Annotated in this window: 18 protein-coding genes, 1 pseudogene and 1 riboswitch; of the genes and pseudogenes, 15 read left to right on the forward strand and 4 right to left on the reverse strand. The window is 40.1% G+C overall.

All coding sequences use genetic code 11. The features are described from left to right. The first annotated feature begins 78 nt into the window (after nucleotides 1-78). Nucleotides 79-1,716 carry a chaperonin GroEL gene (gene groL, locus V1498_RS01580; protein ID WP_409296580.1) on the forward strand — a complete coding sequence of 546 codons (1,638 nt, stop codon included), beginning with the start codon at nucleotides 79-81 and terminating at the stop codon, nucleotides 1,714-1,716. A 75-nt stretch (nucleotides 1,717-1,791) separates the two neighbouring features. Here groL and V1498_RS01585 read toward each other — a convergent pair whose 3' ends face one another. Further along, nucleotides 1,792-2,019, reverse strand: coding sequence for a tyrosine-type recombinase/integrase (locus V1498_RS01585; protein ID WP_409296581.1), 228 nt, complete (start codon nucleotides 2,017-2,019; stop codon nucleotides 1,792-1,794). A 506-nt stretch (nucleotides 2,020-2,525) separates the two neighbouring features. Here V1498_RS01585 and V1498_RS01590 point away from each other — a divergent pair. The 3 genes from V1498_RS01590 (at nucleotide 2,526) to V1498_RS01600 (ending at nucleotide 7,226) form a co-directional block, all read left to right on the forward strand. Continuing rightward, a complete protein-coding gene (locus V1498_RS01590) occupies nucleotides 2,526-3,236 on the forward strand; it encodes a toll/interleukin-1 receptor domain-containing protein (RefSeq protein WP_409296582.1) in 711 nt (236 codons plus the stop codon). Between the two features lie 915 nt (nucleotides 3,237-4,151). Beyond that, nucleotides 4,152-5,453 carry a hypothetical protein gene (locus V1498_RS01595; RefSeq protein WP_409296583.1) on the forward strand — a complete coding sequence of 434 codons (1,302 nt, stop codon included), beginning with the start codon at nucleotides 4,152-4,154 and terminating at the stop codon, nucleotides 5,451-5,453. Between the two features lie 357 nt (nucleotides 5,454-5,810). After that, a complete protein-coding gene (locus tag V1498_RS01600) occupies nucleotides 5,811-7,226 on the forward strand; it encodes a hypothetical protein (protein ID WP_409296584.1) in 1,416 nt (471 codons plus the stop codon). 122 nt (nucleotides 7,227-7,348) lie between these two features. Here V1498_RS01600 and V1498_RS01605 read toward each other — a convergent pair whose 3' ends face one another. Then, entirely contained in the window at nucleotides 7,349-7,768 is a 420-nt protein-coding gene (locus V1498_RS01605; protein ID WP_409296585.1) for a tyrosine-type recombinase/integrase, read from the reverse strand. Between the two features lie 540 nt (nucleotides 7,769-8,308). Between V1498_RS01605 and V1498_RS01610 the strand changes: the two genes are divergently transcribed. The 3 genes from V1498_RS01610 (at nucleotide 8,309) to V1498_RS01620 (ending at nucleotide 11,115) form a co-directional block, all read left to right on the forward strand. Continuing rightward, complete coding sequence (locus V1498_RS01610) at nucleotides 8,309-8,587, forward strand: hypothetical protein (protein ID WP_409296586.1); 279 nt, start codon at nucleotides 8,309-8,311, stop codon at nucleotides 8,585-8,587. Between the two features lie 653 nt (nucleotides 8,588-9,240). Further along, nucleotides 9,241-9,328: riboswitch (cyclic di-GMP riboswitch) on the forward strand. A 67-nt stretch (nucleotides 9,329-9,395) separates the two neighbouring features. After that, nucleotides 9,396-10,091, forward strand: a complete 696-nt coding sequence (locus tag V1498_RS01615) for a hypothetical protein (protein ID WP_409296587.1) — start codon at nucleotides 9,396-9,398, stop codon at nucleotides 10,089-10,091. Nucleotides 10,092-10,212: 121 nt separating this feature from the next. Beyond that, nucleotides 10,213-11,115, forward strand: a complete 903-nt coding sequence (locus V1498_RS01620; RefSeq protein ID WP_409296588.1) for an HD domain-containing phosphohydrolase — start codon at nucleotides 10,213-10,215, stop codon at nucleotides 11,113-11,115. A gap of 847 nt (nucleotides 11,116-11,962) precedes the next feature. On the opposite strand, the gene V1498_RS01625 is transcribed toward V1498_RS01620, so the two are convergent. Continuing rightward, the gene (locus V1498_RS01625) at nucleotides 11,963-12,043 is read right to left on the reverse strand and encodes a hypothetical protein (RefSeq protein ID WP_409299092.1); all 81 of its coding nucleotides are present in this window, start codon (nucleotides 12,041-12,043) and stop codon (nucleotides 11,963-11,965) included. A 29-nt stretch (nucleotides 12,044-12,072) separates the two neighbouring features. Next, nucleotides 12,073-12,198 carry a hypothetical protein gene (locus tag V1498_RS01630; protein WP_409296589.1) on the reverse strand — a complete coding sequence of 42 codons (126 nt, stop codon included), beginning with the start codon at nucleotides 12,196-12,198 and terminating at the stop codon, nucleotides 12,073-12,075. A 71-nt stretch (nucleotides 12,199-12,269) separates the two neighbouring features. On the opposite strand from V1498_RS01630, the gene V1498_RS01635 reads away from it, so the two are divergent. From V1498_RS01635 to V1498_RS01670, 8 genes and pseudogenes are all read left to right on the forward strand, one after another. Then, nucleotides 12,270-13,763, forward strand: a complete 1,494-nt coding sequence (locus tag V1498_RS01635) for a DHA2 family efflux MFS transporter permease subunit (RefSeq protein WP_409296590.1) — start codon at nucleotides 12,270-12,272, stop codon at nucleotides 13,761-13,763. A gap of 290 nt (nucleotides 13,764-14,053) precedes the next feature. Beyond that, nucleotides 14,054-14,516, forward strand: a pseudogene (locus tag V1498_RS01640) (transposase); the annotation flags it as partial. A 355-nt stretch (nucleotides 14,517-14,871) separates the two neighbouring features. Beyond that, nucleotides 14,872-15,741, forward strand: coding sequence for a nucleotide sugar dehydrogenase (locus tag V1498_RS01645; protein ID WP_409296591.1), 870 nt, complete (start codon nucleotides 14,872-14,874; stop codon nucleotides 15,739-15,741). Next, entirely contained in the window at nucleotides 15,722-16,717 is a 996-nt protein-coding gene (locus tag V1498_RS01650) for a phosphotransferase (RefSeq protein WP_409296592.1), read from the forward strand. Before V1498_RS01645 ends, V1498_RS01650 begins: the two co-directional genes overlap by 20 nt. A 1,758-nt stretch (nucleotides 16,718-18,475) precedes the next feature. Continuing rightward, nucleotides 18,476-19,642 (forward strand): iron-containing alcohol dehydrogenase, encoded by a 1,167-nt coding sequence (locus V1498_RS01655; protein ID WP_409296593.1) that lies wholly within the window; start codon nucleotides 18,476-18,478, stop codon nucleotides 19,640-19,642. A gap of 135 nt (nucleotides 19,643-19,777) precedes the next feature. Next, nucleotides 19,778-20,329, forward strand: coding sequence for a DJ-1/PfpI family protein (locus tag V1498_RS01660; protein WP_409296594.1), 552 nt, complete (start codon nucleotides 19,778-19,780; stop codon nucleotides 20,327-20,329). Between the two features lie 153 nt (nucleotides 20,330-20,482). After that, on the forward strand, nucleotides 20,483-21,106 hold the full coding sequence (locus tag V1498_RS01665; RefSeq protein ID WP_409296595.1) for a nitroreductase family protein: 624 nt from the start codon (nucleotides 20,483-20,485) through the stop codon (nucleotides 21,104-21,106). A 510-nt stretch (nucleotides 21,107-21,616) separates the two neighbouring features. After that, entirely contained in the window at nucleotides 21,617-22,393 is a 777-nt protein-coding gene (locus V1498_RS01670) for an SDR family NAD(P)-dependent oxidoreductase (RefSeq protein ID WP_409296596.1), read from the forward strand. The last annotated feature ends 946 nt before the right edge of the window (nucleotides 22,394-23,339 follow it).

Raw genomic sequence — 23,339 nt, forward strand, 5'->3', positions numbered from 1 at the left:
ATTTTCGATAATAAAAAATACTTACATTTAGTTTATGTTTAATCCTTAATTTTATAATTTCAGGGAGGTAATGAAACAATGGCTAAAGATATTAAATTCAGTGAAGACGCTCGCCGCTCCATGCTGCGCGGTGTGGATGCACTTGCAAATGCAGTGAAGGTAACACTCGGACCAAAGGGACGCAACGTGGTTCTTGAAAAGAAATTCGGCTCTCCGCTCATCACGAATGACGGTGTAACCATCGCTAAAGAAATCGAGCTTGAAGATGCATTCGAAAACATGGGTGCAAAATTGGTTGCTGAAGTAGCAAGCAAAACAAACGACGTAGCAGGGGACGGTACGACTACTGCTACAGTCCTTGCCCAGGCGATGATCCGCGAAGGATTGAAAAACGTAACAGCCGGCGCTAACCCAATGGGAATCCGCAAAGGTATCGAAAAAGCCGTTACATCTGCCATCGAAGAATTAAAAGCAATCTCCAAGCCGATCGAAAGCAAAGCTTCCATCGCTCAGGTTGCTGCCATTTCTTCAGCTGACGAAGAAGTCGGCCAACTGATCGCAGAAGCTATGGAGCGCGTAGGAAACGACGGCGTAATCACAATCGAAGAATCAAAAGGCTTCACAACTGAACTGAACGTAGTGGAAGGAATGCAGTTCGACCGAGGATATGCTTCTCCTTACATGGTTACTGATTCAGATAAGATGGAAGCAGTACTTGATAATCCATATATCCTGATCACTGATAAGAAAATTGCAAGCATCCAGGAAATTCTTCCAGTGCTTGAGCAGGTTGTCCAGCAGGGCAAGCCATTGCTATTGATCGCTGAGGATGTAGAAGGTGAAGCTCTTGCAACACTTGTTGTGAACAAACTTCGCGGCACATTCAACGCAGTAGCAGTTAAAGCTCCTGGCTTCGGTGACCGCCGTAAAGCTATGCTTGAAGACATCGCTGCCTTGACTGGCGGAGAAGTGATCACAGAAGAGCTTGGCCGCGACCTTAAGTCTGCGTCCATCGCACAGCTCGGCCGTGCTGCTAAAATCGTAGTTTCCAAAGAAAACACAACAATCGTTGAAGGAGCTGGCGACAGCGCGCAAATCTCTGCACGCGTAAACCAAATCCGCGTTCAATTGGAAGAAACTACTTCTGAATTCGACCGTGAAAAACTTCAGGAGCGTCTGGCTAAACTTGCTGGCGGCGTAGCTGTCATCAAAGTCGGAGCTGCAACTGAAACAGAACTGAAAGAGCGCAAACTGCGCATTGAAGATGCCCTGAACTCCACTCGTGCAGCTGTCGAAGAAGGCATCGTTGCCGGCGGCGGAACAGCGCTTCTAAACGTATACAACCGCGTTGCTGGCCTTGAAGCAGAAGGCGATATCGCAACAGGAATCAATATCGTTCTTCGCGCCATCGAAGAGCCAGTGCGCCAGATCGCACACAACGCAGGCCTTGAAGGCTCTGTAATCGTAGAGCGCCTCAAGCGCGAAGAAGTCGGCACAGGCTTCAACGCAGCAACAGGCGAGTGGGTCAACATGATCGAATCCGGTATCGTCGATCCTACTAAAGTTACCCGCTACGCTCTTCAAAACGCAGCATCCGTTGCAGCTATGTTCCTGACAACTGAAGCTGTCGTTGCTGACAAACCAGAAGAAAATGCTGGCGGCATGCCTGATATGGGCGGCATGGGCGGCATGGGTGGAATGGGCGGCATGATGTAATCATCCCCCAAACCCCTTGAAACGTAAGGGTTTTAGGTAAGAGGGGAGCCAAATGCTAACATTTCTCTCCTGAAATTAGAGGTTTCTCATGAGTTCAGAAAACTTATGGGAAGCCTCTTTTTTCATTTCTTTTGTTACGTGGAGATAGACGTTCCTAGTTGTGGCATCATCACAGTGACCAAGCCGATCCATAATCTCTTCTAAGCCTACCTTTGCTTCTGCTAACAATGAAGTATGCGTATGGCGCAGAGAGTGGGATGTAAGTTCAGGACTTAAGCCGGCCAGCTTCAACAAACGTGCCATTCTGTTTTCCAAGGTTTTAATAAAAATGGGATAGCCTGGTTGTTCTCTTTCTTGGCGAAAATAAATCCTTCATCAATATAAGCTTTACCATAGTACTTCTGCACTTTATGCTGTGCCTGCATATGCTTCTTAAGGGTGCCTATCACCTCTTCACCCACCACGATGGTTCGTTTGTATTTACGCGTCTTAGGCGGAACCAATTGATACGCCAGCGTGTTGAACTAAAGCATCCGTTAGCCCTCCATGAATCGCAAAACCGGCGATTCACCACAGAGAATGAAAATGGCTCCAAACCGCCGATACTGCTCCTAGGCCGGTAGAGGAAGGTCGATGAACTATGGTGCCATGGGGCCCATCCGTTAGTCTGACTCCAACGACCACGGTGCACCACAGACTGTCGCTCCCCTTCCGGGAAGCACTTATGGGCATCCCAAATTATCTGTATTTTATTGGAGAATGGTGATATAATTTGTCAGAATCGTTCATTCAATTAGGGAGGTAGAAACATGGCTAGATGTACAGCTCCAGTAAGGGGACATAGCTCAGCGAGTGCCGCAGAAAACTGTCCAGCATGCAGAGGGCGGTCTCGAGGCTACAATTCGTACTCGTATTCACCCTCGTACTCGCATTCATCTTATTCCCCGTCCCAGGCAGGTGGGGGCGGTCGCAGCAGCAGCGGAGGAGGTTCGGTCCGCAGTGTAAAACCGCGCTGGTCAGGAGCAGGTTCGTCCATATTGTACACGCCTGCAGAAGTTCAGGCACTCACACCGGTCCGCAAAAGCGTTGAAGACCTGGCAGAAAAACTGCCTGATCTTCGAGACGTCTTCCTCTGCCATGCGTGGGACGACCGGAAGGGGGCAGCCAAGGAACTGCACGATCTGCTTCAGTCACATGGTGTTTCCGTCTGGTTCAGCGAGAAAGATGTTGGCCTCGGTCAGCCGTTGATGCGCACCATCGACAAAGGCCTGGCGAACTCGCGAGTTGGGATTGTGCTGGTTACCCCTGAGTTACTACGCCGCCTCCCAAAAGAGGGCATCGCTGACAAAGAACTTTCAGCACTCCTCGCACGTGATCGGCTCGTTCCGATTGTGCACGGGACAACGTATGAAGCTCTACGCGAAGTCAGTCCCTTGCTCGGATCGAGAAGCGGCCTGGATACTGCAGAAGAGCCAATGGCAGACGTAGCGGCCAAGCTCTCAGAGCTAGTCGCCCTCTAAGCTCTGTTGGTCTGCATCCTTCAGTTGTTTTTCCGGAGGAAGGAACCACTTTGCTGTGGCGCCCGTGGTTTTACAGATTACTAGATATAGGTAAAACGATGTCCTGAGGAGATAAGGGTTAGTCTAAACTCGCCGTTGATTATATGTATAACAATATCAATTGGAGATTGTGGGCTAAATTTATATACTTTAGGTTATGCGGGCTACTGACTACGAAATAGTACCCTCCCTGTCCACGGATCGGAGACTCGTGAACAGAGGAGTGGTACTTAAGTATATACTTTAGTATAAAGCATGGAACTTGATGACGCTGCTGTTTATTACCTGAATCTCTTCACCTTGCCACTAGCTTTTATAAAGCGCATACAGCTTCGCCCGCATGCTTTATGGCAAGTACCATTGGCCATAACCAATCGAAACTCCACCGAACCGTTACTGCAAGAAGCCGTTCCCGCTCCTCTAAGTCTCGCAATCCGGTCAAAACAGCAGAAAGACCTTGTCTAATGATTGCTACGCTGATTTTCGACGCGTTGGCTCAGCTCACCTGACCTGCATGTTTTAAGTCGATTTCAGGGCAGCTCCCTGTATGACGAAGCTTTTTACAGCCTTTTCATCAAGGGAGGTTCGACCAGGGATGTTTTATGTTGATTCCCTAACAACAGTTTTGTTCCAGAGTTTCACTTCTCTGACCCATTGGGATTTAACTCTGTCGTTAATACAACCTTTTAGGAAATATATTGCAATATTTAACTTAAACAAAAGAAGAAAAAATTGTTATTCATGGTTGATTTGGTACAAATAGGTGTAAAGAGAGCGGTTATGTAGAAATGGAATAGAAAAAAAGTAACCAATCACTCCCCGCTAAACTGAGCCGGGGTGGGTGGTTGCTTTTTATATAGTGATTAGGGGGAAGGTATGTACTATCAGGAATCAATAGAATATAAAGTGGAATCAATCTATCACACTAAAACAAAAGAATACTTTAATGAAGTTTTCAGTTCATACAATAATGGAAACTACCGTTCTGCAATGGTTATGCTTTATTCTGTTGTAGTTTGCGACTTAATTTATAAACTTCAAGAGCTGTCAGAGAGATATAATGATTCTACTGCAGTCTCAATTTTAGAAAAAATTAAAGAAGAACAAAAAGAAAACCCCGGTAATTCTAAATGGGAAAACACATTTATTACAGAGATAAAAGAAAGAACAAATTTACTGGAAACCCAAGACGCCCTTAATATTGATTATTTAAGAAATCATAGACATTTATCAGCACATCCGGTTCTTGATCAGCTAGATATGTTAGTCACGCCTAATAAAGAAACTGTTAGAGCAAATATCACGAATATGTTAGAGGGAATCCTTTGTAAAGCCCCCCTCCTGTCCAAGAAGTTCATCTCAACATTTTTAGAGGATCTAGTATCTGTAAAGGATCAACTAATAAAAGATAACGAATTTGAAAATTATTTAAATAGTAAATACTTAAGTAAAATAAACAAACCAACAGAAGAAAAGTTGTTCCGAGATTTGTGGAAATTCACGTTTCGTTTAGACGATGCTCAAACAAATGATAACCGTGATGTTATTTTCCGAGCGCTCTTGGTTTTATATAAGAAAGATAAAGTTTCCTTCAATATTCTAATTGATTCTGATAAAAATTACTTCAGTCATATTAATTTACATAATGAAAAGATTTTAAATTCAATTGTAGAATTCATGTCCCTTTTTCCAGAGGTCTTTAATTCATTAGAAGAATCGGCTAAATTGATTCTGAATAACAAAGCTACACATAATTTTGATATATTTACAAAAAGCATTTTTTTATCTGAAAGTATATCAAAGCATTTAGAAGCAATTCAATCTCGCGTAGAGGATGCCTTAATTCCAGGCCGATTATCTGAAAGTGGGCGAAAGCTTTTATTTAAAGTATCTCAAGAACACGGAGTAGTAAATCAGTTTTTAGACTTATTAATATATTTATTTAGCATTAGCCGGACTTATGATAGGGCGGACATAAATTTCCAAAATTACATTTCAGTTTATGGAGACTTATTCAGTAAAGAGCAGTTTATTAAAATTCTTGAAGCTATAAATAAAAATAAACAAATATATGAACGCAGGCAAGCTTGGCAGGATAATAATACTCTTAAGGAAATAATAAATAAGAGGTTTCAGGACGAGATTAACTTTGATGATTATACAAATGTAAGGCTGTAAAATTCAATTCATACTCACCAGCATCCTTATGTTGTCACATAAACTCTAAAAATAATGGCAGTCAGTCTTCAAATTATGCGGGTGACTGTTTTTTATATAAATGAAATCATCCGGATGATTTACCGGCATTTTTCTTCTTCTTCTTTCGATATGGTAATACAAAACACTAACAGGCACCGGCACTTTGTTCATACCTTCGTCAGAACTGCCATTTGCTATAACCTAAGCGCGGAGAACCTCTGGCAGTAAATAAGGTATCGTGTCGAGTTTCTTCAGTAAACCCAATATCATAAGTAATTTTATTGTGATAGTATTTCTTTATAGGATGAAAATGGAATAAAAAAAGGGGATAATCGAATGAATAATCTTTTAGTTCCGGATAGATTTGAGAAGCTGAAGGAAAACGCTCAAGGAAATCTTCAATCAATAATTGTTGAAGTTAGGGAAGCACTAGAGAAAATTGATCAAATATATGGAGATATGGAAGCAGCTGACAGAGGTGCATTTCTTATTTTAAAAGGGGAATCAGGATCAGGGAAGTCAACTTTTCTTAATACAATAAATTTATTTAGGGAAGGTGTTTCTATTGAGACAATTAACAATGATCAATCAATTACTTCTACTCTTTCTAACTATCAGCCTACGCAACTTAAACTGAGAGTCATTATTCTTGAAGGTAGAGAAGCCCTTCTTGGACAATTAAGTTCAGAGCTGGAGAAGGATTTACATTCGATAAATACCTTTCTAAGAACAAATAGGGGAGAAAGGACACTAATAGTTTGGCCCTGTAATACTGAAGAAATGAAAGATGTTCTTGTGAATGTGGCTGGAAACATTGGTGGTGACGCACTGTTAGGTATTGATAGTCCCTATTATAACTTTAGCGGTCCTGCTAAAACTAATTTTGTAGATATTGCTACGAGAACTGTCCAGTTATTAAATAATGGTGCTTCATTAACTGACATGGGAATCACTGATGAGGATGCTCAGAGTTTAGTGCAAAATTCAACTACAATTGGAAAATATTTCAGTTTTCTAAGGAGACAATTGCTAATTAACACTCAAAGTCTTAAAAAGCTTGTGGGTAAGGAACAATTTAAGATGTGGATTGTTGTCCTAGCGGGCAATGAACCAGAGAATGATGTTGCGGCTCTAACAAGAGGTCAGTCAGCAGCCGCTGATATAGAACGATTGATGGTTTCGACAGAAGCAAATATCGTTACAGATTTAAAACAATATCCGGAGAAAATAGGGTTACTGTCAAGTGTTTTTGATTGTAAAATAATTTATGTTCCTATCTTAACTGCTACAGCGATTGCTAGAGATTATGCTGATAGTCAGCTTACAGAAAAAATGAGAAATGTAGGACTAAGTACCAAAGCAGACAATTCAGGAATAAGTAGATTGCTGAATAGTGAGTTAAAAAACGCGCTAAGTGGTAATCCATCAGGAATTAGGAAGAAGGGCAATAAGGTTGGGAGTAATAGTCGTGAGGCTTTTGAGAAATTAGCTCAAATAGCATCTACCAACGATAAGTTAGTTAATAAAACGTTTGGTGATGCTCTAGTAAATGCCGGATTAATTTCTAGTTTCTTACTTGAACAGGACTTAGGTGGGGGGCTAACTCGCAGGACAGATATTCTATGTGATATTGGTGAAGGCAAAGTTAGATTAGAAATGATGTGGAGGTCAAGAACAGGTAGAGCAGACATATCAAATTATGTCCTAACAAAGTTGTATAACTACGGGAAAGCTATAGGATACTTATCTTAATATAAAGATATCGCATTAATATTAATCCCATAAAAATTGATTATTTTCTTTGATAGTACTCTAAGTAAACTCACCAACACCTAACTGTTTTGCCACACACAATTAAGATATTGTGTTCTCGATTACAGTTCACACATATGAAATGTGTAACCACTATAAATAAGCGATGCATATTGTCGCACCGCTGTCGGGATTTTAGGTGTTAATAACTTGTATTCTTTTCTGTTGTTCGTAGGATTGTAATATGTTTTTGAAATGCTAATTGTCTGTTCATTAAAATCAATATCGCGCCATTTTAAGGCACACAATTCCCCGGCGCGTATACCTGTATACGCCAATAATAAAAAGATGGGGTAATCTTGATCTAATCCCATTTGTTTGGAAATCTGGATGAAGTGCTTAAGTTCCACTTTTTCTAAATAGTTTGGTAAACTTTTTCTTCCTTCCAGTTCTTCGATAGTCTTCTGCTGTTTGGGAACCTGTGTATACTCTGTTGGATCTTTTTTTAAAATTTCTAATTCCACAGCTTTTTTAAAAATCATTCGTACTGCTGTGTCCTTAGTACTCCCGCATTGTCTTTCCCTCTCTGGCAAGGTTTGTGAACTATTGCAGGTAATGTGGGTGCTTTACTGGAATTCTAAAAGGTAAGGATTCACTTCTAACAGTCTTTTCCGGCCATCTTTTTTTGGTGAATAAATCCTCGCTCTTCCAATTCCAACAATGTCGCTTTTAGATGCATGGCTTTTATAAAACGTTTCCTTGTGAGGTTTTGAATGTCTCTGTATTCAATAACAGGCTGCCCCTGCCGCTTAATCACTCCCAGTAGATACTTTGCATCTTGCGCGCCCGAGCCTTCCCTGTCCGCAACTGCTTAAAAGCATTCTACGAAATCAATCAGCGTTTCTTGATTTTCGATAAAAGAATCCCTCAGAATATCCCTATAAAAGAATAATACAGAAGTTTTTAGCGGGAATTTGGCGATAAAAAGAGCCTCTATTTTGGAGGATTCCATAAGGAAGGCGTGGAATTTGATAGGCATAGGGAACAAAGACCCTCGATTCTTTTGGAAAGGTAGTGAAAGTATGTATCATCTGAAACTGCGTACCAAAAATCGTGCCAAAACTCCTTCTTCCAGCCGCAAAGAGGCGGTTCTAAAAGGAATCCTTGAATTCTTCCGCGAAGGTCAAAAAATGATTCTGCTGTCCGAACCCGCTGCTGGCTCACTTACAAACCGTCCAATCCGAACACTTCTTGAGGGTCTTAAGGTGAAATTTGAAGCTTACTCTCCGGCTGGCCTATTGTTTCTAGGTCCAGGCGATACATGGGCAACTTCAATAGGGAGAGGAGTGGTAGCCGTATAAAGCAGGCCTTCTTCAATGGCCATAAGTGCAAACCTTTTAAGGCCACGGCCGAGGAGACCGGACATACAATTGAATAGAAAAGGACTGGGGGCAGCGGCCACCTGCTAAAAAAGCACTGAGAAGGTGCTTTTTTTGTGCATCATTACAGAGTCAAACTCATAATAAGTAATAATTTCTTGTTAAAGATGTTACAAAACGAAATATAAAAAACATTACAATAACGCGACTTAAACAACATTTATAAACTCCCGTTAAACATGTTACAATATGGAGGATTAATGGGCGGCATGATGTAATGACCGCTTAAACCCATGGTAAATGAGGTTTTAAAGAAATTTGCTAACATCAGGGTTATAAAAGAGGCTCCTCATTAGTTGATTAAACTTTTGAGGAGCCTTTTCTATCGCTTACGATAGATGGTAATGAATTATGTATTATTATTGATGATAATAGATTTAGGAATCTACTCTATGTTTATCCTCATTGCCACTTATCCTTGTTTTCAATAGCTCTTACTTTTTCTGAGAGAATGAGTCAACTTATCACATATCTCGTTCGAAAAAGACAAAATACTACTAAAAAAGTTATAAATTCACAAAATATTCTGTAGAAATAGGACTAAAGTAATTGTATAATCGTGGTAACAAATCCAATATATTAAAGGGCAACTTATCTGAAAAGATAAGGACGCAAAGCTATAGGGGCTAAAGTATCGTAATACTATGCCAGCCAGCTACATCTGCATATCCCTTTAATTATTTTAATAAGGGACTTTTTTAATTGAGTCCTAACAAATAGGAGGGTAAATATGATGAGAAGGTTATTAGTACTATTAGTTTCATCTGCATTATTGCTAGGATTAGGAACGAGTGTTTCAGCGGAGAGTAATCCTGAAATTGGTAAAGCATTAGAGATGATTGAAAAAACAAATAGAGAAATAGATAAAGAGATTGAAAAAGCAGTGGAAAAGGCGGACAAGCTTCAAGCAGATTACATGCAAGATTTAATAGTATTAGAGGAAGGTAAAGAGGTTATTAAGCTAAGAGGCGAAAAAGAGAAGTTATTTGCTGAAATGGAGATCAATAAACATGATGCGAAAAAGATAGCAAAATTAAATGAAGATATTTTGAAAGTAGAGGAAAAGCTAGCTAAAGAAACGGCAAGGATAGAAAAGAAAATCAGTGAAATTGAAGCGGTCATTCAAGAAGTAACGACTAGTTTAACTTTAGCCGAGGATAAAGACTCTAAGAAACTGCAAGATAAGCTAGAAAAACTGACAAAGAAACTAAATGAAAAGATAGAAAAAGCTGATGAAAAGACAGCTAAGTATACAAAGGATTTGGAGAAGGTCATAACAGATGTTTATAATAAGACATTAGAAATGTCAGCTGGTACGATTGCCAAAGTTGCAGAAGTAGGGATTATTGCTGAATGCAGCTGGAAATTAGTTCGCTTTGCTGATCGCTGGGTTTGGATTGACCCGGTGCGTGTTGTTGGAATATAGTAATTAAATTGTAAAGCCATTGTGGAACTTTTACCAATATTATAAAATAAGTGATAGAAAGCGAGTCTAGCTATTTTGTGTAGGCTCGCTTTCTTTGTAATCAGGAGTAGAGGTGACTTGTGTGGCTTTTTCAATTGGAAGAAATGGTACCTGCTTAGAACAAGTAAAAAATGAGCACTTTAATATCAGCCTGCTTGCTAGAGGGGATGGATCTGAAATCATGATTCAGACGATAGCAAAAGACAAACTCTTCTATGTTTATCCTAGTGATTCTCCTTATGTAATGGAGTTCTTCTATATCCTAAAAGGGGAAATGATTTGCGAAATAAATGGCGAAAAAATTAAACTTGGTCCTAACGATTATTACACAGCCACTAACTTAGAAGAGCCCATTCATTTCACCGCACTAACTGAAGTTGTTTATTTATGGATGATTACAGAACCGACCTTTTTTCAATTAAGTAAAAGTATCACTACCCTTAAAGCGACAGTTGATGAGGTAGAAAAAAAAGATCGATATACATATAAACATAGTGAGAGAGTATCCGAATATGCGGTAAAAATAGCTAAGAAATTAAAATTGCCAAAGGATAGGCTTGAGAACTTATATTTGGCCTCCGTTTTACACGATATTGGAAAAATCAATACTCCTGGGGAGATTTTAAATAAGCCAGGAAAGCTGACGGATGAGGAGTTTGCTATTATTAAGCGTCATCCACTCGATGGTGCTGAGATGGTGAAGGATCTCTATTATAATGAAATCTATACCATCATCGTACAGCATCATGAGAGATTAAATGGAAACGGTTACCCTTACCATTTAAAAGGTGACGATATCCTGCTTGAGGCCCGGATCATAGCGGTAAGTGATACCTTCGATGCAATGACAGAAGACCGATCCTACCGTAAAGCTTTGAATATACAGTTTGCAGTAGATGAGCTAATAAAACTCTCTGATACACATTATGATAGAAGAGTAGTAGAGGCATTCGTTGAAATTTTAAAAGAAGAAGGACGGATTTAATAGTATATGAGAAGGGCTGTTCTGCAAATGAAGAATCAAGGCGGCGGTTTATTGGAAATGAAATAATAATTTTGTCAATGGTGTTAGGTTATCTACTAAAGACGTAATTCTATTCCATTTGGAATTTTATAATAGTTAGTAAGGTAAACGTTACTACATTAATGTGTCTGCGATCACTTCTCTAGCCATGTGAGTGTTAACAAGGACACAGTGACAGCTTTTTATTTTTTACTTGCTAACATTTTGTTAACGCAAACCAGTGAAAAACGATTAATTTCCATGAAAGATATTACAGTAAGAAATTTACAAAACCTTAATTTACCGCACTTTTAACACACAACGTGTAAGATATTATATACTCTCACCTTAGGGGCGGCATGATGTAATATCGCCTAACCCCCTTGATATATGAGGGTTCTATGAAAGTGGAGAGTGGAATGCTAACATTTCTCTCCTGAAATTAGAGGTTTCTCGTGAGTTCCGTGAACTTATGAGAAACCTCTTTTTTCATTTCTTTCTTAGCTGCGGCATCGTCACAGTGCAAGTCGCTCTATTATCTCTTCTGAGCCTGCCTCATTTCAATGGTTTCTTGAAGATCATTCTGCCAATGCGCTGTATACCATCCAGTGTGTTACTGGCATACTTTCCCCTTAAGGTCATTTAAAACATTTTGCTGCCGTTCTCAGCCGGCTGTTTTTACGTCTCTAACAAAAATACTTTTGTTAGTTTGTTATACAATCTTTTTTCATATAAAGTGATCAATCCTTATTCTAGATTGCATTCTCCCCATTGTGACATACTATGAAGGATTGGTACAAACTGCTGCCCAAAGATTTGTTAAAGAATTCTACTCTTGGTGAACCTCTTTATAAACTTCACGATGTATGAGTCCATCATGTTTGAATTCTCTGAGTTGCTTCGTTGGCACCGATTGTGTATTATCTGGTAATATGCGCTTTATTTCCCCAAATCTTCTTGTTTCTTCGGAAATATACCATTAAAGCGACAATTTCCACTTCCCGCCAGCCATTTTTGTACGTTGTTTAGTGCGCAATCAGACGAATACTTATTGCTTTGATTCATATTTTCTCCTCCACAAAACTATTTATTGCTCTTTAAAGTGTTACTTGTTTAAAATGAGATACTCCAATAAGATGACTACAGCAGGTTCAGTAAGAAAAATCATTAATAAAGTAAATAAGGGAGATAAAGAGATGAAAGAATACAATACGCGTGCCATCCTGGCGTCGCTGCTTATCTGCGGTTTTGTCGGCATGTTTAGCGAGACCGCTCTAAATATAGCAATGACTAATTTAATGGAAGTGTTTCAAATTTCAGCCGCAACGGCACAGTGGTTAACAACCGGTTTCTTGCTGACCCTGGGCATTTTAATGCCGATGAGCGGGCTGCTGCTGCAGATGTTTACAACGAGGCAGCTATTCACAGGCTCGCTCACTAGCTTAATTCTAGGTACACTCATTGCGGCGCTAGCCTTCAATTTTGAAATGCTGATGTTCGCTCGAGTTTTACAGGCTGCTGGCATGGGATTATTGCTGCCACTTATGTTCAATACGATTCTTGTTATATACCCGCCGGAAAAGCGGGGGGCGGCGATGGGCTTCGTTGGACTTGTTATCATGTTTGCGCCAGCAACCGGCCCGACCATTGGAGGTCTATTAATCGAGTATTTAACATGGCATTATATATTCTGGCTCTCTCTGCCGTTCCTGATTATTGGATTGTTGGTAGGGTGGAAATATCTAGAAAATGTTACCGATGTCACGAAGCCCCGGATAGACCTGCTGTCTGTTGCATTGTCAACGATTGGCTTTGGAGGAGTTGTCTTCGGTTTCAGTAAGGCAGGGGAAGGATCTGAAGGCTGGGGCAGTGCAGTCGTGGTTACTTCAATCGTTGTCGGGCTCATAGCACTATTGCTGTTCATATTGAGGCAGAACGGTATGGGCGATCCAATGATGAATCTGAGCGTTTTGAAGTACCCGATGTACGTCGTTGGGCTGCTGCTGATACTCTCGTGTATGCTGATCATGATGTCGAGTATGATTATCCTGCCGATGTTTCTGCAGACGGGTGCAGGGCTGTCTGTGTTCACTACTGGACTCATGCTTTTGCCGGGCAGCGCGCTGAACGGTATCCTGTCCCCGCGTATGGGGAGCTTGTTCGATAAATATGGGCCAAAATGGCTCGTTATTCCCGGACTCGTGATCGTTTCAGTCATGTTATGGTTCTTTACTACCCTATCCCCTGCTTCTTCAGTGGCTTTTATCGTCGCTTTGCATATCGGGCTCATGGTTGGGGTGGGCATGATATGGATGCCTGCTCAAACGAACGGACTAAATCAATTACCGCCGGAGTTATACCCGCACGGTACGGCGGTCATGAACACACTGCAGCAGGTCGTAGGTGCAATTGGAACAGCGGTGGCTATCAGTATCCTTACTGGCGGTATGGAGAAATACTTGCATGGCTCCTCCGCTTCAGACAAACAGGCTGAAATGGCAAACGCGATGACGGCTGGATCACAAAACGTGTTCCTGTTTGCGATGATCATAGCACTGATTGCCTTGGTCATAGCGTTCTTCATCCGCCGCGTTGTAGGCAGCCGCGAAGCGATCCATTCGCAACATTGATACTCTTTCACAGAATCCCTATTCAGTATCTACCGTTTACACTAAATGGAATGGGAAATTAGGTGCCGATTTGAATTTTATGAGCCGGCATCATCCGGATTGCTTATTCTGAAGAATTACCTTAAACATTAAAGGGTATTGATCCAAGAAGGATCAATGCTCTTTTTTTTCTTTAGCTAAAAAATCACAGTGTTGTTTATCAAAGTCTTATATCGCTGTCTCGTAGAAGGTTATGATGTTACCATCGCTTCCCCTTCTGTTAAAGGCTTGCGCACCGTCAGTCATGAATTTATAAAGGAAACACAAGAGAAGGAAAGTATCAGCTGTTGTGGACGCGGTTATTCGAAAACCGATTGACATTCTTCCTAATCGGTATAAAAAGACGATTAAGCACTATCTGCGAAACATGGAAGCCAGGTACAGATGGTTGCAATGGATATGAGCCAGTCCTTCAAGGCAGCTGTCCAGTCCTCGCTAGGACGTCCGATTATCATTGCCGACCGGTTTCACTTCTGCCGATATATTCATTGGGCACTTGATGGAGCAAGGAGACGTTGCCAGCAGTCTTTTAACGATTATGATCGGAAGAAATGTAAACGGATAAAGCCACGTATTCCATAAATCGAGTACCAAGCTCAATTAAGAGAACGATGGCATTTAGAGCGTTATTTAGAGATGTCTAAGGAGCTCAGAAGAGCCTATGTATTAAAAGAAGCATATCAGACTTGGTTTTCACATGCAGAAATAGGGTCCCGTATTAAAATACAATCAATTTAACGAGATTTTTTGCTAGATACGGCCAATAAAGGCAGAAGCAGAAAAAAAGCAATTAAGAGCAAGAATGACTTTTTCAGTTTCCAATCATACTAAAAGGCGTATTCCATTGGGATACGTTTATTTGTATGGGGCAAAACACTATTTTGAAAAAATCACCAAGCTTGGCTCACCGATCATGAGCTTGTACATATGATGTATAGAAATTAAATACAACAGGTTGTGTGATCAGAATAAAGGTGTGTGTTTTAGGTTTGGGATATATCGGTCTGCCTGCTGCCGACATGTTTGCTGAAGCTTCAACAATACCTGAAAATGCGGAATAAAAGCGGGAGTGGACCTGCTCATTGCTCATACACCGGAGAGGATAATTCCTGGGAATTTAATTTATGAAATGAGCATGAATGACCGGATTGTCAGAGGAATCAATGAACGGTCAAGCAAAATGACAGCTGATTTGTACAGGCGCTTTGTGAAGGGAAATATTCATATTACCGATAGCGTGACAGCGGAAGTGGTCAAGCCCATGGAAAATACTTTTCGCGAGATTAATATCGCTTACGCCAATGAACTCGCAATGATTGTAGAGAAATTAAAATTTAACCTATGGGAGGCAATCGAACTTGCCAACTCCCATCCCAGGGTGAACATTTTGAAGCCAGGTCCTGGAGTAGGCGTACATCGCATCCCTGTGGATCCTTGGTTAATCGTGGAAAAAGCTCCTGTTGAATCAAAGCTGATACAAACGGCGAGAAAAGTCAATGATGAAGTATCCGATCGGATCATAAATCATATTGAAATATTGGTAGAAAGTAAGAAAGATCCATTGATTTCGCTTCTCGGACTAAGTTTCAAGGGCAATACAGAAGATTATCGTGACAGTCCAAGCCTTGAAATTCTGGATAAGATGTCAAAACGGGGGTATAGAGTGAAGGCATTTGACCCGTATATAAAACAGTCAATAAACGGAAAAGTAGAATCAATAACAGAGGCACTTAGAGGATCAGATCTCATGGTTCTCCTTACAGATCATAGTGTATTTCAAGATATGGAACCTGAAACAGTTTCCAAGCTGCTAAGGACCAAAACTATTTTTGATACTAGAAATTTATTAAGCCATTTAAAATGGGAGCTTCATTCAGTTAAATATGTAAAGATTGGATCTCCGGAATTAGGAGGGGACTATGGATTCCAAACTGTGTAAAGTGATTTCCCGCTATTTTGATTGTGAAGCAGAAGAATTGATATTACTGAAAGAAAAGCCAGGGAGAAGAAAGGTCTGGATGCTTAAAGCTGATGGTATGAGATATATTCTAAAATGGTTTTCAAAGAGAATGTGCACATCTCCAACTCCAGTATTAGTACAAGAATGTCTATGGAGTAAAAGGTTAAATGTCCCCTCCGTTATTCGTTCTAAAACGGGTGACTTATATGTTGAATTTGAAGATGGTTTTTTTTATGTATCTGAATTTATCAATCATACAAAAGAGCGGCCTGCACTAGAAGAAAGAACAGCCATGCTGCTGAGTTTGCACAATGTCAAACTTGAAGATAAGTATACCGAGATTAAAGATATGGCGAAAACTAAACGATCATTTCTTGCGAAGTATCAAATGAATATTAATCTGCTGAAAAAGTGGCATAACCATAGTTCCTTTTTTGCAGGTTTGAGTCACTGTATAAAGGGAGCTGAATTGTCTCTGTCTCTAATTCATTCCTTTGATTTGAATGAATATTTTTCTTTTGTCTTAGAGGAAGGACTCTTATACCACGGTGATTTTAATGTATCAAATATACTAACAGGAACCAGCGGCGATAACTATTTAATTGATTTTGACAAAACAGCAGTTGGCCCGCAAATCATTGATATCCAAATGTATTATAGAAAACTCTTTTCAAATAATCCGGATGAAATAAAGGATCAAATAGCTAAATTCTACACGGAATATTTCCAAAAGCGCCCCAAAATTGAAAAATATAAGGCGCTCTACTATTTCGATGCACTCTTCCCCCATAGAATCTGCCTTGTCCTCTACAAATTGGGAGAGATTTATACAGATACAGGGAATTTGAAAGATATGTTTTCCTCAGCCGCAGCCCATCTCCACCATAATTCCCTGGAGGAACTTCTAATTTGGGAGAAAGCCAGAGAGCAAAGTGTAAAACAATTTTTCATGTAAAGGAGTAGGTGGAAAGAATGTTAGGCGAAAAATAAAATCTAAGTTAAAAGAAATTCTGGAAATGGAAGGCACAGTTCATCATTCTTTGTTATATGAACTTGTGGAGGAACTGGTTCACTTTCAGGGCAGACTTCCGCTAAATGAAGGGTTGGTTAGCGCATTTTCCCGACTGTCAGGAAAGCATAAATGGGATTGTTTATATTTTCGCTGGAGGTCTGAAAATGGAGAAACAGAGAATTCTATTTCTGATCTGATAAATTTTCCATTAGAAAAGCGACTAAAGGTACTATTGTATCTAATACTGCACCGAAAAAAATATGTGACACTTCATTGTTTTTTCTTGCAATTCGTTTAATCTTAAAATAGATGCTTTCCACTAATTGTACTATCAATGTGGTTTATCCATATTCGGCATTCACCAAGTCCCCGGTGGAGATGGAATCTTAGAGAAGTGCATTCTTCTCAAAAGTAAGATCCGCACATAGCTACTTACTATGGAAAAGTTAATTAATCCAACTCAACAGCTTTCCCAAAGGCAGTGCTGATTCCTGGGAAAGCTTGAGAAAGAGATCAACTGCCCTTACGCTTGAAGACAATCTGTTTTAAAAGTTAGCCCTTCTGTGACCTTTCATATAAAGGAATTAATAAAGAATGGAGTGAAGGGTGACTTAATTGCACCCTTTTTATTTTTAAGTATTTGGTTTGTCAACGAACAGTGTGTTCTAAAGTTTCATTCAAATAAATTTCTGCTCCTTTTTTTGATGTGACAATATGTATTTTTCTCTTTGCTTTTTATGTATTTTATATATAGCAGTCATTTCAGAATGCCTAAGGATAATTACATCATACTGCTTGAAAAGGAAAAAGAGCATCCTATTTTTAAGATGCTCTTTCGCGGATAATTTTGTCCGCAATTTTGTCCGCAGAGTTTTTTAAAACTATTTAATCTGGTTTTTACAAAATAAATGATTGTTTGATGTTTAGCCATTTTTTTAATAATTACGCTATATTTATTAGAATGATGAATGGGCGGCATGATGTAATATCGCCCAACCCCTTGATATATGAGGGTTTTATGAAAGAGGGGAGCGCGATGCAAACATTTTGCTAACATTTCTCTCCTAAAATTAGAGGTTTCTCATGAGTTCCGTGAACTTATGAGAAACCTCTTTTTTCATTTCTTTCTTAGCTGCGGCTCCATAATCTCTTCTTAGCCTGCCTTTGCTTCTGCTAACACGATGTATGTATGTGAGCAGCCGTTTGCAACAGTAAAGCCAGTTCCGCCTTTTCCATATACTAAGGTATTTCTTTCTCTTCTAATCCTCAATAGTTCTTCTGTTTTTGTTAAGGTACGCTAATTCTGTTGGGTCATTTTTAATCAGATTATACTAACCTCTCTGCCCAGGGTTCTGTTTGGCCTTTGTTGTTTGGAATCATGCTCCATTCAGGGGAGTGCTGGGGCCCACTTTTATTCCCTGAGATTATTAGATGTTTTGGTTAAGAAAAAATAATGAGTTCGCTGGAACAACCTTTCCTCCCATCTCATTCCAAGCGGAGCAACCAACCAACTTGGTAGCGTGTGGCGGCGAGAGATTATCAAAAAACGGGCAGTTTAGTTATATGTAAGTTGAGCGTGAAATCTTAGTTTGTTCATGAATTAGTTAGGGAAGTTTAACATTTTTTTGATTTTTGTTTTTTGTCATAACAATAGGGGAAACTGTTACAGTTCTGATTACTAAAGAAAAGGAGAGAGCACATATGTACCGCTTTACTATTCCAAGAGATGTTTACTTTGGGGGAGGAGCGCTGGAAGTATTGAAAAGCCTTGAAGGGAAAAAAGCGACCATTGTTATTGGAGGTCAATCGATTAAAAGGTCCGGTTATTTGGATAAAATCGAATCCCATTTGCGTGAGGCCGGCATAGAAACCCAGCTAATTGAAGGCGTTGAAAATGATCCATCCATAACAACCGCCCAAAACGGGGGCAAGAAGATGGAAGAATTCCAGCCGGATTGGATCATTGCCGCCGGTGGTGGATCGCCACTTGATGCAGCAAAGTTAATGTGGATTTTTTACGAAAACCCTGAACTGCCATTTGATCAGATCAAGGCTCCCAACGTACTGCCGGCATTGCGTAAGAAGGCCCGTTTCATCGCGATTTCAACAACTAGTGGAACAGGCAGCGATGTATCACCATTCTCTGTTATTACAGACTATGATAAGGGAGTTAAGTATCCGGTATTCGGATATGAGATCACGCCTGATATAGCAATTATTGATCCTGAGTTGACGTATTCCATGCCTGCTTCTATTGCAGCTTATACGGGAATGGATGCCCTAACACACGGTATAGAAGCTTATGTGTCCACTGCGCATAACTCTTTTACTGATCCGTTGGCTATGCAGTCGATCAGGCAGGTGGCAGAAAATATTGAAAAATCTGCTTCCGGTGATAAAGCGGCAAGAGCAGAAATGCATTATGCACAAGCTATTGCAGGCATGGCCTTTTCAAATGGATTCCTAGGAATTGTTCACAGCCTATCCCATAAGAGTGGGGCGATTTTTAAAATTCCGCATGGGACAGCTAATGCACTCTATCTCCCGTATGTGATTGATTATAATAGAAAGGCCGACAGTTCAAGGTATGCTGACATCGCAAGGATGCTTGGTTTGGATGGCAGCACAGACGATGAATTAATTGATTCATTAACAGAACGGATACGCCGCTTAAACAAATCTTTACATCTTCCGCTCACTTTAAAGGAATTTGGTGTGGATGAGGCAGAATTTAATAAACATCTGGACCAGATGGCCGAAGGAGCTGTTGAAGACCCGTGTACTCCATCAAATCCTAGACAAGTATCAGTAGAGGATATGAAAAAAATCTATATTGCGGCTTACAACGGGGACCAAATCAATTTTTAATGAGCACCTTAAGAGTTTGTAATATTTCGTTTGTGGTGATTGATACTCTTTTAAAAGGGGACTCCGAAAAATCAGGATAAATGTTTGTATTCCTGGTCATTCTAGTCTTATAAATGATAAATGTGAGGTATGTTCATGAGTAAAAAAATTTTAATTGTTACGGGTGATGCGGTAGAGGCGCTTGAGGTATTTTATCCCTACTATCGCTGTCTCGAAGAAGGTTATGATGTTACCATCGCTTCCCCTTCTGTTAAAGGCTTGCGCACCGTCAGTCATGATTTTATAGAGGGAATGGAGACCTTTGAGGAAAAACCTGCATATCGCCTCGAATCACATGCTGCATTCAAGGATGTCAATCCTGAAGAATATGACGGATTGATCATTCCGGGAGGACGTGCGCCGGAATATATCCGAATGTTTGATGAAGTTCCAAGGATTGTCGGCCATTTCTTTGAAGCGAATAAGCCGGTTGGAGCGATTTGCCATGCGGCACAGCTGTTGACTGTAATTCCGGATTTGATGAAAGGCCGAGAATATACAGCTTATCCTTCTGTCGAGCCGGATGTGAAAGCTTGTGGGGCTGCGTATATCAACAAGAACGTGCATATTCATCAAAATCTTGTTTCAGGTCAGGCATGGCCAGATTTGCCAACATTCATGAGGGAGTTTATCACCTTACTAAAGTAGACTCATTGTGACGTGTGATTTATATGGAAGAATTACATTCCTCGTAAAAATACAAAGCTGATGCTGTATAGGTGTAAATTTGAATAATAAGTGGTTATTGTGTTTTTAGGCAGGGTAACATAATTAAGACTTTTTCTAGAAAGGATGATCACCATGGCTATGAACACAACAGAACAATCTCTATCGGTACAAGAAGCAATTGAAACACGCCATAGCATTCGCAAATATAAGCAGGAGCCTATTCCTCAGCAAGACCTAAAAAAGATTTTTGAGTTGGTCCGCTTATCCCCAAGTGCATGGAACCTTCAACCATGGCGTTTCCATGTAGTGACAGATAAAGATCTAAAGGAAAAGCTGGAAGAAGCAGCTTATGGTCAAAAACAAGTGACTTCAGCACCCGCTGTTGTTGTGGTTACAAGTGATATGGAGGATGTACTTGCAAATATTGCTGACACTGTACATCCGGGACTTCCACCAGAGCGCAAGGAAGAAGAAGTGGCCAATCTGTCAGGATTTTTCAATGGCATGACGGTGGAAGATCGTGCTCAATGGGGTTTAACCCAGACAAATATCGCTTTCGGGTTCTTAATGCTTGCCGTTCAAGGATATGGATATTCAAGCAACCCTATGCTGGGCTTTGATCAGGATAAAGTAAGAGAGCTCCTGAATCTTCCTGGGCATGTCAGATTTGCAGGCATTTTACCCATTGGAAAAGCAGATTCTGAAGGATATCCGCATCATCGTTTTGACTTGGAAAAAATCGCTGCATTCCTTTAACTAAACAGGATGTAATGGAGGGCTATTTAGTCCTCCTTTTTTATTTCAAGACATCGACCGTCACGCCGCTAAATATGTAACGCCAGCCGATGCTTTACTTATAGGGTAAAGTATGAAACCAGTTTCATGCCAAGGTTTTTTTCTTAAATCTTTTTAAGCTTAAAAAAATTGGAAATATTAAGGGTATTTTTGGATTTTCCAGCCTGTGCCAAAAGCGTGAAAGGTCATTCCCGTGTCAATAGGTACTGTAAAAACAAGTTTCAAATCGTTCGACTGCTTATTATAAAAAGGTAAAGAGCATCAGGCTGGAAAGCTGCGGCAGCAGCATTTACAATCATTGAGACGGAGGCTGTCAAAATGAAATCTTCCCTTTTTGGACATTCTATTTACTGAGTTCAATAGTCCAGCCATCCATATCGATTAGGCAGAAAGATATCCGCGTTTTCACATAATCATAACCTTTAAAAAGGGGTCACAGACAGGGAAAGATACCTTAAAGGAGAGTGTACAATGATGAAATTAAAAGAACAGCATATCGTGGTGACCGGAGCTTCAAGTGGTTTAGGCTATGCAATGGCAGAAGCGCTTTTAAAAGAGGGAGCAACTGTTGCTTTATCGTCCCGCCCGGGGGAGAAATTGAGTGAGGCTGTACATAATCTTACGAGGCAAGGGTTACATGCTGTTGAGCTTCCGATGGATGTCCGTTCTGAACAATCCGTTAATGATGCCGTCGATTGGGTGAAAAAGAGATGGGGAAAAATTGATGTTCTCATAAATAATGCCGGAATAGGCATGCGAACGGTGAATCCTCAATTTTTGACTGACCCGCAGCCTTTCTTTAAAGTTTCGCCGGATGGATTCCGTGATTTAATGGATACAAACGTTACAGGATATTTCCTGGTTTCCCGCGGTTTTGTTCCATTTATGGCCGAACAGGGAAAAGGTAAAATCATTAATATTTCTATGAATTATGAGACAATGAAGCGAAAGGGATTCGTCCCTTATGGCCCTTCTCGCGCAGCCACTGAGTCTTTGTCCTATATTATGGCAGAGGATTTAAAAAGCTATGGCATTACAGTAAATATGCTGCTCCCGGGAGGAGCCACCATAACGGGCATGATTCCGGATGAAGTGAAAAAGCAGCTTGAAGGCAAATTTCAGCTGCTGGATCCGGAAGTAATGGCTAAACCCATTGTCTTTTTGGCATCGGGAGAATCGGAAGGAATTACTGGGGAACGAATTGTGGCAATTGAATTTGATAAATGGCTGCAGGAAAAGGGCAAATAACTCCCAAGAATTAGATGTTTCTAGTGATTTAAGGTGGAGAAAAACCCTGACAATTTAATGAGAAACGAAGTTATAAGAAGTATTAAGCTGCTTCTTAAATGCCTAATAGTGTGCTTTTATTAACAAGCTAAACAGCCTTGTGATATTAAGTACGGAGTACCAGGTTTCTTCAACAAAAAAGCTCTGATTACGTTAGCATAACTCGCCTTCACCCTTTGGACAGGCGCAATAGGTTTTCAGACAACCGAAAAGCCCTGATAAGGCGATGTTTAATAAAAATGAAGGCTTTAATCTCAGTTTGACTAATAGCTAGTAATGTAAAGGCTCATACTTTTGCTCATAGCAATTTCAATTTCTATTTAAGGTTATTTATGAAAAAAGAATATGGTATAGGTTTTATCGTCGATTTTGTTTAGTCTAAAACCTTCATGAATGGGCGGCATGATGTAATCTGCTCCTCAAACCTTGAAAGAAAAGGATTTGCTGGTAAGGTGAGAGTGGAATGCTGACATCTTGCTGGCATTGAGGAAATAAAGGAAGCTTCTCTTAAGTTCATTAAACTTTTGAGGGGCTTCTTTTTTCATTGTTGGGCTGCGTGGAGATATACATTCTTAAATTCAACGTACTTCGGAAAAAGCGAACACTGAGAGCAAAAATCAATAAGGGGACTTAATTTTGTATAAAAATAAATCCCATCTACAATATAATAATAGTTTCCGCTGCGTTGACAGTGAAAACTAAAAGTACTAAACTTGTATAAGTGGTGTTCATGCCTTAGATAAAAGTATGGGTGCTACTTATCGTATTTATATTGACGGATTGGTAAAAAGTATTTTAGATGCTCGATATACATCCATCATGAAGCAATTATGTGTTTTTCACATATTTGTTTTGTGATGGATTTTTTGCGTTTTTAACTCTTTTTGTAGAAATATTAACCGGTGGC

It is taken from the genome of Paraperibacillus marinus (assembly GCF_046237605.1).
Classification (GTDB): domain Bacteria; phylum Bacillota; class Bacilli; order Bacillales; family DSM-1321; genus Paraperibacillus; species Paraperibacillus marinus.

Excerpts from the sequence above, each read along its gene's own strand:
- groL (WP_409296580.1), top strand. The coding sequence starts at position 79 with ATGGCTAAAGATATTAAATTCAGTGAAGACGCTCGCCGCTCCATGCTG.
- V1498_RS01585 (WP_409296581.1), bottom strand. The coding sequence starts at position 2,019 with ATGGCACGTTTGTTGAAGCTGGCCGGCTTAAGTCCTGAACTTACATCC.
- V1498_RS01590 (WP_409296582.1), top strand. The coding sequence starts at position 2,526 with ATGGCTAGATGTACAGCTCCAGTAAGGGGACATAGCTCAGCGAGTGCC.
- V1498_RS01595 (WP_409296583.1), top strand. The coding sequence starts at position 4,152 with ATGTACTATCAGGAATCAATAGAATATAAAGTGGAATCAATCTATCAC.
- V1498_RS01600 (WP_409296584.1), top strand. The coding sequence starts at position 5,811 with ATGAATAATCTTTTAGTTCCGGATAGATTTGAGAAGCTGAAGGAAAAC.
- V1498_RS01605 (WP_409296585.1), bottom strand. The coding sequence starts at position 7,768 with ATGATTTTTAAAAAAGCTGTGGAATTAGAAATTTTAAAAAAAGATCCA.
- V1498_RS01610 (WP_409296586.1), top strand. The coding sequence starts at position 8,309 with ATGTATCATCTGAAACTGCGTACCAAAAATCGTGCCAAAACTCCTTCT.
- V1498_RS01615 (WP_409296587.1), top strand. The coding sequence starts at position 9,396 with ATGATGAGAAGGTTATTAGTACTATTAGTTTCATCTGCATTATTGCTA.
- V1498_RS01630 (WP_409296589.1), bottom strand. The coding sequence starts at position 12,198 with ATGAATCAAAGCAATAAGTATTCGTCTGATTGCGCACTAAACAACGTA.
- V1498_RS01635 (WP_409296590.1), top strand. The coding sequence starts at position 12,270 with ATGACTACAGCAGGTTCAGTAAGAAAAATCATTAATAAAGTAAATAAG.
- V1498_RS01650 (WP_409296592.1), top strand. The coding sequence starts at position 15,722 with ATGGATTCCAAACTGTGTAAAGTGATTTCCCGCTATTTTGATTGTGAA.
- V1498_RS01655 (WP_409296593.1), top strand. The coding sequence starts at position 18,476 with ATGTACCGCTTTACTATTCCAAGAGATGTTTACTTTGGGGGAGGAGCG.
- V1498_RS01660 (WP_409296594.1), top strand. The coding sequence starts at position 19,778 with ATGAGTAAAAAAATTTTAATTGTTACGGGTGATGCGGTAGAGGCGCTT.
- V1498_RS01665 (WP_409296595.1), top strand. The coding sequence starts at position 20,483 with ATGGCTATGAACACAACAGAACAATCTCTATCGGTACAAGAAGCAATT.
- V1498_RS01670 (WP_409296596.1), top strand. The coding sequence starts at position 21,617 with ATGATGAAATTAAAAGAACAGCATATCGTGGTGACCGGAGCTTCAAGT.